The organism is Dapis brunnea BLCC-M229, from assembly GCF_050015995.1.
GTDB lineage: Bacteria > Cyanobacteriota > Cyanobacteriia > Cyanobacteriales > Microcoleaceae > Trichodesmium.
In genome coordinates this window covers 26,449-41,421 of the sequence record NZ_JBNHEP010000057.1, presented here as the reverse complement: position 1 = coordinate 41,421, position 14,973 = coordinate 26,449, and the positions used below count along the sequence as shown (strand labels likewise).

At 37.8% G+C, this 14,973-nt stretch carries 7 protein-coding genes and 2 pseudogenes; 6 read left to right on the top strand and 3 right to left on the bottom strand.

What is annotated here, in order from left to right; translation table 11 throughout:
- Positions 1-70 precede the first annotated feature (70 nt).
- The 3 genes and pseudogenes from ACP6PM_RS06325 to ACP6PM_RS06315 form a co-directional block, all read left to right on the top strand.
- A pseudogene (locus tag ACP6PM_RS06325) lies at positions 71-346 on the top strand (PDDEXK family nuclease); the annotation flags it as partial.
- 159 nt (positions 347-505) lie between these two features.
- Entirely contained in the window at positions 506-1,057 is a 552-nt protein-coding gene (locus tag ACP6PM_RS06320) for a Uma2 family endonuclease (protein WP_426582874.1), read from the top strand.
- Between the two features lie 51 nt (positions 1,058-1,108).
- Positions 1,109-1,249: pseudogene (locus tag ACP6PM_RS06315) on the top strand (IS701 family transposase); the annotation flags it as partial.
- 85 nt (positions 1,250-1,334) lie between these two features.
- Here the strand turns inward: ACP6PM_RS06315 and ACP6PM_RS06310 are convergent.
- The 3 genes from ACP6PM_RS06310 to ACP6PM_RS06300 form a co-directional block, all read right to left on the bottom strand.
- On the bottom strand, positions 1,335-1,706 hold the full coding sequence (locus tag ACP6PM_RS06310; RefSeq protein ID WP_426582872.1) for an endonuclease domain-containing protein: 372 nt from the start codon (positions 1,704-1,706) through the stop codon (positions 1,335-1,337).
- Positions 1,707-2,049: 343 nt separating this feature from the next.
- Entirely contained in the window at positions 2,050-2,649 is a 600-nt protein-coding gene (locus tag ACP6PM_RS06305) for a phage tail protein (protein WP_426582870.1), read from the bottom strand.
- Between the two features lie 215 nt (positions 2,650-2,864).
- Complete coding sequence (locus tag ACP6PM_RS06300) at positions 2,865-10,703, bottom strand: RHS repeat domain-containing protein (protein ID WP_426582868.1); 7,839 nt, start codon at positions 10,701-10,703, stop codon at positions 2,865-2,867.
- 837 nt (positions 10,704-11,540) lie between these two features.
- Between ACP6PM_RS06300 and ACP6PM_RS06295 the strand changes: the two genes are divergently transcribed.
- The 3 genes from ACP6PM_RS06295 to ACP6PM_RS06285 all read left to right on the top strand — a co-directional run bounded on the left by ACP6PM_RS06295 (position 11,541) and on the right by ACP6PM_RS06285 (position 14,548).
- Positions 11,541-12,635, top strand: a complete 1,095-nt coding sequence (locus ACP6PM_RS06295; RefSeq protein ID WP_426582866.1) for a Get3/ArsA fold putative tail anchor-mediating ATPase NosAFP — start codon at positions 11,541-11,543, stop codon at positions 12,633-12,635.
- Between the two features lie 445 nt (positions 12,636-13,080).
- Positions 13,081-14,061 carry a chlorophyll synthase ChlG gene (gene chlG / locus ACP6PM_RS06290; RefSeq protein WP_426582864.1) on the top strand — a complete coding sequence of 327 codons (981 nt, stop codon included), beginning with the start codon at positions 13,081-13,083 and terminating at the stop codon, positions 14,059-14,061.
- Positions 14,062-14,410: 349 nt separating this feature from the next.
- Positions 14,411-14,548: a hypothetical protein gene (locus ACP6PM_RS06285; RefSeq protein WP_426582862.1), complete on the top strand. Its 138-nt coding sequence runs from the start codon at positions 14,411-14,413 to the stop codon at positions 14,546-14,548.
- The last annotated feature ends 425 nt before the right edge of the window (positions 14,549-14,973 follow it).

The following is a 14,973-nucleotide window of genomic DNA, read 5'->3' as shown; positions in this document are numbered from 1 at the left end:
AACTGATAACTGATAACTGATAACTGATAACTGATAACTGATAACTGATAACTGAAATGACCCACCGCCAGACCTAGCTATTGAAATGGATGTTACTTCTAGAACTCAACTAAATGTCTATGCTAACTTAAGTGTACCTGAACTTTGGCGTTATGAGAAAAATCAGCTTAAGGTTTATCTTTTGCAAGGAAAAGATTACCAAGAAGTTTCTGCCAGTCCAACATTCCCAAAATTACTAATTCAGGAGTTGGTGGCAGAAGTTTTAGCTCAAAGTCGTGAGATTGGTAGAAGTCCTGCTTTACGAGCTTTTCGCAAAGAATTAAAAAAATACTCTACAAATAACTAAAAAAAATACTCTAATAGAATAATAGGTAAATCAGGACTTACGTCAAAAGAGAAGCTATTAACAATTTAGACAGCGGTTTCAGCAGTTATCAATCTTCTGAAAAGTTCTATTTTTGAAATTTAGATACAATTTAAAGACTATAAATAAGAGGTTTTCAAAATGCCTAGTTTAACTGTTAAAGATTTAGAAAAGCTACAAGCACAACATCCTGATTATCAAATGGAATTAGTAGGTGGAGAAATTATTTTTATGAGTCCTTCAGGTTTGGAGTCAGAAGAAGTAGCGATCGAAATTGCTGCTCAACTTCGGAATTGGGTACGTCCCCGTAAGTTAGGCAGAATATCTGGTTCTAGTGGTGGTTTTCTTTTGCCTAATGAAGATGGAGATGTTCGCGCACCCGATGTTTCTTTTATCTTAGCTGAACGTTTACCTCGCACTACAGAAGATTACGCCGAATTGCTTCCTGACTTAATGTTTGAGGTTAAATCTAAGAGCGACAGTTTGGCAAAATTGCGTGATAAGATACAGCAATTTCTGGAATTGGGAACTAAGGTTGGCGTTTTAGTCGATCCAAGAACTCGCATAATGGAAGTTTATCGCCCTAATAGTGATAAGGTTGTGCTAAAGGATGGAGATGTGTTGCAAGTTCCAAAATTACTTCCTGGGTGGGAGTTATCTGTGATAGAGGTGTGGGCACCTGAGTTTGATTGAGAAAACCAGTTTATTCTTCTTTAATGAAATAATAATTAAGCGATCGCTCAGATAGTTATAGTTACAAGCCATTTATATGATGGGGTGAGAAGTCTTCCTTTAGATGTTGAACTAAACATAAGTTCATCCTCTTTATCAGATGGTAAAGAGGATAAAGAATTTGTCAAAAAACCTGATTTGGCCATCAAGTTAGGAGTAATTCTCAATCAAGCAGATTCGTTTGCGCTGACAACCCCTTAATACAGCACCGACGCACTGGTTCCCCTCCTGGGAGGGGTTAGGGGTGGGTCTTAATCCAATCCTCAATCACACTCAAAACTCCCTCCACCTCACCACAAACTTCTTGTTCCTGAAACCGTAAAAATTGCACTCCCAAGGACTCCAAACGCCCTTGTCTTTCTGCATCTTGTTCTTGTGCTTCGGGACTATCATGGGAAGAACCGTCAATCTCAATGGCTAGCATCAGTTTTTTGCAATAAAAGTCCACAATAAATTGATCGATGGGACGTTGGCGATCGAAGTCATGGCCACACATTTGCTTTCCTTTAAGGTGTTTCCAAAGGGTGACTTCTCCAGGGGTCATGTTTTTGCGAAGTTCCCTAGCTCTTTCTTTTAATATTGGATTGTAGGAAATAATTTTAATTGCCATGAGAATGATAAGGATAACACTTTTTTGAGTCTTAGTCTAACACACTTAACTCACCCTAGTCCAACCCACTCCTGGCCTAACCCAGCCAAACAAACCCACCCCTAACCCCTCCCAGGAGGGGAACTGGAGGGGGGAGCGATCGCCTGATTTCTTGGCTTCAGAATTAGGTGTCATAAGTAGGGGCGAATGGCATTCGCCTACTATAGCGATCGCCTGACCGTTAGACAGAGCGATCGCTCTATTTCATCACTTCAGAATTAGTCCACATTCTTAGCTTTGATCATCTAATAAGCGATCGCCTGACCGTTAGACAGAGCGATCGCCCTATTTGCTAACTTCAGAATTAGCTCACATTCTTAGCCTTGATAATCCAATTAACGTAGATGTTCTTGGGACGGGTTTCTTTGCCACCCGCAGGACCAGTCTGCGACGGATTAAAACTCCAGTAGTCTCCCGAAAAACCAGGCCCTCGAATGATCTCTTGTGTCTTGTGCGTATGCTCCTTGAATTCATCCTCCTGCAACGAACCAACATTATCACCTGTAATTCCACCTGAAGCCGAGGCGGTACGAGTCGCTGCATCGGGATCTCGTCCTACCCCGTGATCTACACCTCGGAGAAAGCGTCCCCGCAAATCGGGTAAGTTGTAGGTGCTTGTGCTATTGCCTCCACCAAATAAAGTTCCAATTACATTAAACAATTCTGGATATTCCTGACGGTTTATTTCATCGCCATTGCAGATAAGCCAACCGGCATTAGCTAAAGGCGCAGTACCGGATACCAAGCCAGCATAAGCTAGGATTGTTCCAATAGGTACTCCTTGAATTGGCGGTATCACTTGCATTGCTAAAGTTGCTAATTCAACATCAGCCAGCAGTTCATTCTGCTTCTCTTGGGGAAGCGATTTAATTTTTTCGCATAGGATCTGATCAATTTCGGTCATTTCAGTTTTTCCTTTGTTGAATTTGAGTGTTTACTTGATAGTTCAATCCAATTTCATGAGACAAGAAATAGGGGTTTGATATTTCCTGTTATGGCGATCGGATTGAATGGTTTTGATTGTGAATTTTCATGATTTCAGATTCCCTATTGTTTGGTTAAAGTGTTGATTTGATATTCCTTTTCCCATTCAAGGACAGGAAATTGCGATCGCATTCATTAGCGTCGCCAGGGATTTCCAATGGGAGAACCACCCCAATAAGTCGGTTGGGTAATCACAGTAAACGGTAGTCCCACACTATTGGACATAGAAGGATTAAGTGCCAACTTTCCATAGAGAGATGAAGCATCAGGTCGTTCGTAGGAAGCAGCACTTGCAGCTGAACTTGTAGCTACACTACTGGTGCTATTTGTAGTAGAGTCTATTAAACTTTCGGTTGCTTTTTCGGCTGCCGACTCTGCCTTTCTTCCTATTTTTACCAAACGTTTTTTGTTAAATGCTTTTGAAGCCTTGCTTACCTGTTTAAGAGAACGATAGTTATATTCAGCTTGCTTTAATAGCGCAGAAGCACCACCAAATCCAGAAATCCCACCTCCTATAGCACCACCTACTCCTCCTACCACTGCTCCTTTCCAGATTGCATCAGACAAACTTCCTTGATTTTTCACCCCGAAAGCCTCATTAATTCCAAACTGGGCAGCAGCCTCACCAGCACCGACTCCAGCACCAACTGTAGCACCGACTCCAGCACCAGCTAAAGTTCCAAAGGCTAAACCTGCTGCTGTTGAACTCGCACCTGCTGCGACTGCTGAACCAGCAGCGAAAGCCGCTACACCCCCAGCCGCTGATGCTGCTCCTGCTACAGCACCGATTCCTGCCCCCGCAGCGATATATCCAGCTAAATCCCATCCTTCGAGTCCCTCTTCCACACCTTTATAAGCAGCAACGCCACCGCCAGCTGCTGCACCGACTAAAGCACCAACTGCAACAATCGCTAGGAAGGTTACAAGCTCTGCTCCATCTGGATCGACCAGATTAATCGGATTGTTACCCGCATATAGATAAGGACTGGCAAATTGCGCCTTTGGATCAGTAGCATAAAATCGTCCCAAACGCGGATCATAAAATCGCGCTCGATAGTTATACAGTTCTAACTCTGCATCAAATTCCTGTCCCGTATAGCGATAACTAATCATCTCTGGATTTCCGTGAGCAGTTCTCATCAAGTCCCCAAAAGACAAATAATCAAAAGCAGCAATTACCGTTCCTGCTTCATCCACCACCACACGAGTTGAACCTAGATGATCTTTAAGTATGGTGTAAACTTTGCCATCTATTATCAGTGCGACTAATCCACCAATCCCATAGATATACTGTACGGGTTGGTCACTCATTTCTAACAAAGGATAATCATTCAAACCATGAACATATAACTTGCTTGCGGTTTGCTTTCCTGAACTATCCTGAGATGTTTTCAAGACTCGCTGATTTCCCCCATCATACTTAAAGGAAACTGATGTTTCTCCCTCAAGCTGTATCTGAGTGGTTAACTGAGTTAAGGGATCATAATCAATGTTAGAAATCTGGCGATGAGACGCACTTGTAACATTCCCATTGGCATCATAACCATAGTTTTGAGGTTCACTGTCGTTACTAACCTCGTTTACCTTATCCGTATTCTCGATATATTCATACTCATTAGTCGTATCACCCTGTTTCAAGGTTTCAATATTGCCATTGATATCGTAAGTTGTCGGTTGATCAACTCCTAAACTTGCTTGCTCATTTTGAGGATTTTGAGCAACTTCTAACCGTCCTAACTTATCGTACTGATATTGATAGTCATAACTTTTGGGTGCATTCTCCCATGTCCCGTAATTAATGCTATTTTTGGCAATATTCCCGTTGTAATATCCCGAACCTTCATAACCATCCTCTGTATAAGCAAGAGATTGTTCCATCAACAGGGAGTTATTGGTTTGATTACCAATGCGAGTTGGCCAACCCGGAGAGTTATAATCAAAACTGTTTTGGATTCCCCCATTATTTAAGTTAGTTGTTGCCAAACTACCATCAGCATTGTAGCGATAACTAGCAAACCGTTGAGGATTTTCGGGTGTTCCGATAGCAATGGTTTCTCCCAAACTGTTATAGCTGTAAACCACTTCAGGAATACTATTACTGTTATCAGGATAGTGAATTTTGATAACATTACCGAGATTATCGTATTCGTAACCAACCGTTTGTGGTTCATGTCCCGTCACCTTCAGGGTTTTACTGGCTACATTTCCCAACTTGTCATAATCATAGACTTCTTCAACATCGGTATTACCATCCCCTTGATTACTACTTAAAACCTGCCATAAACGACCAATTAAATAAGGATTTGACCCATCTCCATCAAAGATATAATGTTTACGCCAAGCCGTTTGTTGAGGATAATTAGGATCAGTATCAGCTTTCTCTTGTAAAGTGCTACCATCACCCCAGTCTTCCGACAACCAACCTTCTTCAATTAAGCGTCCAATAACATCATATTTCTTATAAAGGATAGTATTGGGATTAGATTCTAACCCCACTGCATCTACCATAAACCGAGGACGACCTGCCTGATCATAGATATACTTAGTTGTTCCTGAATCTGGATTCGTTTGACTGGTCATTTGTCCCAGGAAATCATACTGCATCGTGATTTCCCATGCTTCAGGTTGCGAACCCGTCGGAGGGACAAACTGATTAGGAAGCAACACCTTAACCACATTTCCTGCATCATCATAAATACTGCGAGTGGTTTGATAAATATCACTATCTGTTGCAATGGGACCTGCTTTTTTCGCTAAAGTATTACCTAATTTATCTTTGAGGGTATAAACAGATGTTCCATCAGCATCCGTTACTTTTTCCACTAAATATTGTCCCGATGGATAATTATCTTCTGCAAAAAATCCTTGTATATTTGTCCCATATTCACTGGTAGTAATATGAGTATTGCCATTACCAATAGCAAACGTTTTCCCTGGTATTCCTTGCTGTATCGGACGACTCAAGGGTGATGCTTCAAAGACTGTCCTGCTGTAAGGATAACCTTCATCATCAGGATAATAATTAGCTACTTCTCCCGTTAATACCCCTGACTCCCAATCTATGGTTTCTACAAATGTTGGACGATAACCGAAGAGAGTATTATCAAATTGTGCTGTTTTAGTAGCGATCGCAGCACGATCTAAAATATCATAAACCGTTTCTGTTACCAGACAGTTGTTTCCTTCTAAGGCTTGAGTTTGCCTTTCTTCCCCTACACCATCATTATAAGTAATCCCAATTTTCGGATTTTTGAAAGTAACAATCTTAGAGAAACTAACTTCATCTGCGGTAAATATTTCTAGCGCACCAGCAATATTATCTTCTATAGTTAGAGTAAAGATTTGTTCACCATCAGCATAGAATAAAACGGTATTATTGGCAGCCACTAATAACCATTCATGGGGAAGAGAACCTGTGTTAGCAACTTGAGAAGATGTCCCCTTAAGGGTTAAAGTCCAACCTTGATTTTGTGTCCAAGTTACCGTTAAATTCTCACTAATACGAATACCTAATGATTGTTTTAATGTACCCGATGGATGAACTGATAGCCTTACCCCATAGTTACTAAAAGAAGCGGTAGATTGATAAGTAATGCTATCTGAGGTGTTTCCCGTATGAACTAAAGCATTATTCTCTACTTGCCAATTATTCGGCTGAGAAGATTGCCACTCATTCCGCCATTGTTCACCATTAATAAAGTTAGCATAAACGCCACCTAATGCTGCACCAATACTGAGAACACTGTTAGGTTTATCTTGAGGAAAGACAGAACTTTCATCCTCATTTCCCTGTTGAGTTAAATAGGATGTCGTAACTCCATTAACTGTTTCATCAAGTCCAATTTCTGCTACTTTTCTTTGGAAAGAATCATAAACATGACGAACCGTATCGCCACTATTTCCAAGTTGTGCGGTAACAATTTTGTACTTGGGTTCATAAACATTTGCTTGAAAACCACCCATCAACGGAGTAAAGCAAATATCATCAATTAAGAAAGATTTAGACGCTTTTTGATTAGATATTTCTAGTCCTAACTGTGTTCCTTTAATTTGACTTGGATTAATAGCATAATGTAAGTATTTCCAATCATTATCAGTTGCTTCAGTAGGTACAATGATTATATTTCCGACAGGGTTATTGTTATTGTAAAATTGTAGTTTAACTTCAGCTTTACCTCCATCTGTCTCAAATCCTGCTTCCGTTTTAATCCAAGCAGAAATAATATAGCTTTGCTGAGTATTGATTAGGGTTAGAGGTGTTTTTAAGTTGAGAGTAAGATTAGGTTTTAGTTGTAAACTAGACACCCCTGTATGAGCATCTCCTGTGACGATTAAATCAGTTAGATTCCCCTGATTTACATTCCAATCACTGGTATTTTCGTAAGCTTCAAAGCCGATATAAGTGGCTTCTTCAATACTAGCATTAGCAAATTGAGCAACAGAATAAAATTGCTGGTTATCTAATATGATTGACCTGTGAACTCCATTGACATCTATCGAATCTTGTGCTAATCCATTTGAGGTACGAGAAATCACTTCTGAAACCTTCAACCAATCTGTTGTATTGGGTTCAGTTTGATTGTCCCATTGGTCAAAAACAGCATCTTTATTAAGTCCTTGATAGGTTCGGTATAAACCCCATTTACCTTCTCCCCAATCTTTCCAAGTTGAGACTGCGATGGCGGTTGTTTTATCATTCGTTTTACTAACAGTTTGGACAACAGGAGTCAGGATGTTTTGTTGTCTCAATTCCTCATATTTTTCCCAACCATAGACAGAACTTTTGGTTAATGTTTCCTTCTCACCTAAACTATTGTAATTGTAAGTTGTTTGTTTTTTTAATAATCCTGTTGCTGAGTCATATTCATATTCAACCTCTCGTTTAACTTCCACATCTGAGGTATTCCCATTTGATTTTATGGTACTAATTTCTTGTCCATAGAGAATACTTTCCTCCCGTTTCTGTTGAATATGATAACCGTATAAATGAACCGGCTTCTTCGACTTTTCTAATGGCTGTCTGTGGGTTACTATGTCGTATTCCACAGTTTGGCGAGCCAACTCATCATCCGTAGAATTATAGGCTTTTTGTTGATGCAGAGAACCATGTAATAAACTGTAGTAATGAGGAGGCATTCCTTTAAAATCGGTTAATCCTAATCCTCCTGCTGAAAGTCCATTAAAGAAGTAATATTCAGTCTTACCAAAAGGAGGTAATGGTGAATTGTCACTGCCTTGAATTAACGTAACCTGAGAATATTCAGTAACAATTCCTTGAACACTAATAGCTATCTTGCTGGTGTCATAATCATAGCTAGTTTGGCTTTCTTGATAGCCATCATTGATAGTTACTTTTACTACGGGAAAATCAGTAACATTGCCTTGTATCGATTGATCAAAAACCTTATACAGTTTTAGGTTAGAAGCTTGATCAAAATTATTACCTTTATAAGTAACAAAAGCATTAAATCCAGCTAATATTGTTCCCGATTTCCCCTTACTGCTTTCGTTATCAACATAAATCCTTTCCGAGAGATATTCAGTATTAACAACCTTACCATTTTTCAATAATAATATCTGACTGTCTCCATCATTCGTCTCATAAGCAATATAATTAGATGCACGGTTAATAATACTATCTGGCTTAATTCCTGATGAAATTGATTGTCTATCTTTGTTAAGTTGTCCTTGATTATCTAGGTAAAAAATACCATTACCAATAGTGACAAAATTGCCACTAACACTAGGCTGATATTCATCTTTTGACCACGAACCTTCTATACTAGGATATGACCAACGATCACGGTAAGGATCATAAGCTTTTATATCACTAGAATTTGAACTAGAAGCGATCGCTAAATCAGAACCATAAGCAAACTTAGTTGTTTCATTTCCACTAGAAACGTTCAAATTACTATCTATCCACTCACTACCATTATATCGCCAGAGATGACCAACATTTGCCAGTAAGCTACCCGTCGTTAGGGAATAGCCAAAGGGTAGCTTTGTCTTTTGAGAGACGCTGTAGGATTTCCTTAAAGGTGAAGTGATACTAAATTCAGCATCCCATTGATAGACTCGCACTTCATAGTCAATATTAGTAACAAGCTTTTTGATAAAAGTTACTGTAGCAGAATTATTACTTAAACTCCAATTAAAATAGGGATTATCTTTTGTATCTTTTTCAACTGGACTAATAGTAGCAATATCTTTTCTAGGCCATTGTTTGTCGATTTCATCATGGTAATATAACGCCAGGTCACAGCTTTTAGAAGCAGCATCATAGATACCGATAGTGAAATAATTACCCAAAGCAGCTAAACTATAATTCCCTTTACGTATAAGTGTACTTTTACGCTCCCAAGTCTTTGACTGCTGATTCCAAACATAAAGACCTAATTCTGTGCTATTAGAAGCGCAAGCAACAACAAAATTACTGCCAACAGCAAGGTGTGTTTGCACATCACTTGAAGCTAAATCCAAAGAGTAATTTTCAGGATACTGCCATTGTCCAAACTGTCCCATTTCCTGATGAAATAGGTAAACCCTCATGTCAGATTGTGTCTTAAAACTCAGTGCAAAGAAATCAGCTTGAGTCACCACTTGTAAACTATCAATATCTAGCTTAAAATTAAATCCCCCTGCACTGGGTTCATCACTTATCCAATTACCATTCCAGCTATAAACTTTAACATCTAAATTACCCCGACTATCATCATAATAAGCAACAACGACATAATCACCACCAAACCAAACACGAGGAGTTCCTTGCCCAGAAATATTTATCCCGTGAGATGTACCAACTAAATCCTTTTTGTCATAAGTGAAAGTAGCAATACCACCAGTAGGATAGATAATATCCTTTAAAGCACCACGATGGATATTCTCCTTTATATCCTTCGTATAATATTCAAACTTATAACCCGGTAACGACTCCCCATCAGCATTTTTCTGAGTTATTCCTGTTAGATAACGCTTGTAGAAATCCGCATTATTAAAATCAGTTAAGGAAACATTCTCTAATTCATAATCAAACGAAAGAGAAAATAACAGCGAGTCTGATTTTTCTCTTACTTCGATAGAATCAAGAAAGTTTGTTTCGTATTTATCTTGATAAGCATGAAGGTTTGATTGTTCAGTAGATTGATGAGGAATTTGATACTCCTTTACTTTGTCATCATACTGTTTCTCTTGATAGATGAAATTAACAGTCCGTCCATCTAAAGCAGTAATTTGTTTTAAGTAAGTAGCTTGGGTATATTTATAACCATCGGAGCCAATTTCTTGTAAAACAACTTCGTAGCTAAAAGTGACTTTTTCACCCCAAGTATTTTCGATTTGGGCTAAATTCCAAGCTAGTACAATTGGTTCTTGTCCTGATGTATTTGTTGTACTACCTATCCAGTTACCATTACTACCACCCCATTTTATCCCCCATTGAATATAGGGGTTATTTTCTGGTAAGTTATCTTTCTTACCTCCATAAGTTTGTTTGACACCATTTTCTTTAATAAGAACCCATTTTTCATCTTTTGGATAATAGCGAATATCCCAAGGTTTATAATCTTCCGTTTCAAAATTCCATGCACCATCTTCAGTTACACCATCTTGATACAACCGATTAGCTGAACCACCAGAAACAAGATAATATTGATCATCGTAAGTAGAACCTGTATTTTTATTGTCAATGGCAATCATTTCGTATGGCATATTCCAGCCTAACCCCAGAATACCCGTCGGTGCTTCTAAATTCCAAGTATCCACCAGATTTTGGATGTTACTCTGGTACATGATGGCGACCTTAACATCTAGATCGCCTCTACCCGGAAGTGAGATTAATTCTAAAGGGAGGTTAACATCGTCTCGGAAGAGATTAACCGCATTAGGGATATTTCCGATACCTCCTCCATCCATCTGAAACGTTCGGATTGCAGGGAGTTGAGATAATGTGCTTGGAGAATAGTTACTAGACACTATAATATACTCCTTTGTCTAAGTTATTGGACTTTGGATAAAATTTGATTTTCTATCCTCCGTCTCTACACCCTTAAGACGATCTCAAAACCCAATTTCTGAATTTTTCGAGTTAGCAGCAATTTTTTCTCTCGACTCACCCCATTAAACCTACTTCAAAACCAAAAACCCTTTTGCACCAGATTTTGTGGCCATTTTAATGGCTTTATTGATATGGCGATCGCCTAATGAGGAGAAAAAGTAGGCATTTGAGTCGGCGAAAGCTCTTAGTTATTTCTATTTTTCAGTGATTTTTTTCACTGGAGTACAGAGGGATATTTTCCGATTTAGTTAGGGTAATTATTACGCTAACTACTATTCCTTTTTATCCAAAGTCCAATAAGTTAGAAACATTTTATTTTTATTACTCTGACAGACATCTAAATCATCAGATTTTCTATTCCTATTGATAAAGCTGCATTCAAAAGTGAGGGGGTCTGCTTCAGCCTTGCTTAAAATCAAGTGAATGGGCACACTTGGTAAGAGAAGGTTCCTAAGAAATTAGGACATTAAACTTTAAAATCTTTGGTATAGATTTAGGACATCAGCTAAATCTATAAATATCAAGTTCAGGTAATCAACCATAACTAAAATATCATTGCTAAATCAACTAAATAATTACAAAATGTAAATGTTCCTTGATTCTAAACTTTTGATGGATAAATAATGACCAAAAAATAAGGTCAATGGCCTCCCCTTGGATAAGGGACAAAAAAAGAAACTTCAGTATTTCAAGCATAAGGCTTAAGCCGGAGGTACTGTTAACTGATAACTGATAACTAATAACTAATAACTGAAATGACTACTACTTATACATTTTTGGGTAAAGGTGGCACTGGTAAAACAACTATTGCATTTGCCACTGCCAAACGATACGCTAGCCAAGGTAAACGAGTCTTATTTGTAGGACAAGAACCTGCTTCAACATTATCTTTAATATTAGGTGCAAATATTGGTCCAGAACCTACAGAAATAGACTCGAATCTCAAAGCAGTCAATATTCAGGCAGCAAGTTTACTAGAAAGCGGTTGGGAAGAACTGAAAAAACTAGAAGCTGAATATATCCGTACGCCTTTCTTTAAAAAGGTATATGGCCAAGAACTGGGAGTATTACCAGGAGTAGAAGGAATTCTGACTATTAACGTTATGCGGGGATATAGTGCTAGTGGGGAATATGACGTTATTATTTACGATGGCACGGGAGATAAAGAGACTTTACGACTTTTAGGTTCGGCAGAAATTATGAGTTGGTATATTCGTCGCTTCCGTCAAGTTATTCTCGACTCAGACCTCTACAAAGCTATTTCTCCATTTGTTCAACCTATTAGTAGTGCTATTCTGAATGTTGATTGGACAGGGGATAATTTTTCTCAACCGACTGAAAAAATTAATGAACTGTTAGATAATGCCAAAGCTACTATAGCTGACCCAAATAGGGTAGCAGCATATTTGGTTACTACAGATGATAAGGCAGCGATCGCCACAGCAAGATATTTATGGGGAAGTGCCCAACAAGTTAATCTTACTGTAGGGGGAGTAATTCTTAATCAAGCAGATTTAGCAGATAATGTTGCTGATGAATTTGCACCACTATCTGTAACTCCTATTCCGCATCGTTCTACTGAAGATTGGCAACCTCTAATGGATGCTCTGCCAGATTTTAGTCAAGCAGTTAAGGCTCCTCAGCCATGTATCATAGATATTGAAAAAAGTCAAGTAAGTTTATTTTTGCCTAGTTTTGATAAAAAACAAATTGGACTTACTCAATATGGACCAGAAGTAACTATTGAAGCGGGAGACCAGAGAAGAAATATTTTCCTTCCTCCACCTCTAAGTGGAAAACCTGTTACTGGCGCAAAGTTCCAAAATGATTATTTGATTATTTCTTTTTAACAGGGAGTAGGGAAGATGGGGTGATGGGGTGATGGGGTGATGGGGTGATGGGGAGTAGGAAAAAAGATTGATTTTTGAGTTTGGTCAAAAGTTTATAGTAGCAATTTCCATGTAAGTTTTCAGCTATTAGCTATCAGTTCTCAGTAATAAGAGTAGGTTGGTTAAGTTAGACGTGGTTTAAATCAATATCAACGACTTTATAGCGCTACTTGAATCGGGAATAGGGAACACTTAACTGGGAACAGTTGACTATCAAAAGGTTTCAGGATTTAGAAATGTCCTAATCTATTTGCGTAGTGCTATAAGCTTAAGAGAGCATACTTTTGTAGTAAAATTGAATTCTAAGTTAATTAATATGGCTTTTATCGTCCATGAAAGAAAGCTGATAGCTGATAGCTGACGCCTGAATGCTTATTTTTTACTAATCAGAATAATCTAATTAAAAATGACTAATCAAGAACAAAAAGAAGTTGAAAATAGCACTGCTAAAACCAGACAACTATTAGGAATGAAAGGTGCTGCAAGTGGAGAAACTAATATTTGGAAAATCCGCCTGCAATTAATGAAACCCATAACCTGGATTCCTTTAATTTGGGGAGTAGTTTGTGGAGCTGCATCTTCAGGAAACTACACTTGGAATCTAGAAAATTTCTTAATGTCTGCTGCTTGTATGTTATTAGCAGGACCTTTGATGGCGGGTTATACACAAACTCTAAATGATTTTTATGACCGAGAAATAGACGCTATTAATGAACCTTACCGACCTATTCCTTCTGGTGCAATTTCTATTCCTCAAGTTGTGACTCAAATTGTTGTTTTGTTATTAGCAGGAGTTGGTTTATCGTATCTCCTAGATTTGTCTACTGGTCACGATTTTCCAATTATTACTATGCTTTGTTTATTTGGTGCATTTTTGGCTTATATTTATTCGGCACCACCACTGAAGTTAAAACAAAATGGTTGGTTGGGAAATTATGCTTTAGGTTCTAGTTATATTGCTTTGCCTTGGTGGACTGGTCATGCTTTATTTGGAGAGTTAAATTTAACTATTGTAATTCTAACTTTGTTTTATAGTTTTGCTGGATTAGGAATTGCGGTAGTTAATGATTTTAAGAGTGTAGAGGGAGATGAAAAGTTAGGTTTAAAATCTTTGCCTGTAATGTTTGGTATTGGTACTGCTGCTTGGATCTGTGTATTAATGATTGATATTTTTCAAGCTGGAGTTGCAGCTTATTTAATTAGCATTCAAGAAAATTTGTATGCTGTTATTTTGTTGTTAATGGTAATTCCTCAGATTACTTTTCAGGATATGTATTTCCTCAGAAACCCTCTAGAAAATGATGTGAAATATCAAGCAAGCGCTCAACCTTTTTTAGTATTAGGAATGTTAATTACAGGTTTAGCTTTAGGTCATGCAGGAGTTTAGTTTCTTCAGTTATCAATTATTAGTTATTAGTTATCGGTAAGGAAGAAGGCTAATAATTTTTTAATAGATATCTCTAAAAATTAACAATCAAATCAATTGTTTATTCCTAGTATGTACTGTAAGGACGTTGCATGCAACGTCTCCTTTTTTTGAATTTCAAAATACATAATAAACTCGGCTATATAGAATGACCAAAAAGTTGATATTATCAGTACCTACAGACAAAATAAACCAGACTTTGTTAAATGACAAAAAAAGTTGATATTAGTAGTAAACCTATAATTAGAATTGCCCCTAGTCATTTCAGTTATCAGTTATCACTTATCAGTTAATAGAAATTGGATTAGAATTGAAATTTGGCGAATCAGGAAAAGAGATATTTTCAGAGATTAATACCATGGAAGATATTGAGGTTTTAGAAATAATTATTACCTCTCTCAAAACTGTCGCAACTATTGAGAAATTAAGGCAAATTTATCTTAAATAGGGATCAGGGAGTAGGGAGTAGGGAGTAGTTAGGAGCTAAGGGAATTATACCAATTCTCAAAAGTAATGCTATACTTGGGTAATACTTCAGTTATCAATTAATTAGTACATATCAAATCATTTTTTTGCTAGTTTGAGCTAATTTAATATTAATTATTGTCATATTTACTTCTCTGTACGGACGTTGCATACAACGTCCCTACTCCCCCACTCCCCTGCTCAACAAGATATAGAAAAGTTTTTGAGAAATGGTATTATAGGAGTAAAAGTCTTTGATTTTTCTGGAAGTGTTTAGCTCTATTAATTTAAACCCTGAACCCATCTCTACTATGGCAACATTTAATATATCAGTCTACTACAATAATATAGTGAGTCATTTTAGTTATTAGTTCTCAGACATAACTTTTGACTTTTGAATTTTTGATT

Excerpts from the sequence above, each read along its gene's own strand:
- ACP6PM_RS06320 (WP_426582874.1), top strand. The coding sequence starts at position 506 with ATGCCTAGTTTAACTGTTAAAGATTTAGAAAAGCTACAAGCACAACAT.
- ACP6PM_RS06310 (WP_426582872.1), bottom strand. The coding sequence starts at position 1,706 with ATGGCAATTAAAATTATTTCCTACAATCCAATATTAAAAGAAAGAGCT.
- chlG (WP_426582864.1), top strand. The coding sequence starts at position 13,081 with ATGACTAATCAAGAACAAAAAGAAGTTGAAAATAGCACTGCTAAAACC.
- ACP6PM_RS06305 (WP_426582870.1), bottom strand. The coding sequence starts at position 2,649 with ATGACCGAAATTGATCAGATCCTATGCGAAAAAATTAAATCGCTTCCC.
- ACP6PM_RS06295 (WP_426582866.1), top strand. The coding sequence starts at position 11,541 with ATGACTACTACTTATACATTTTTGGGTAAAGGTGGCACTGGTAAAACA.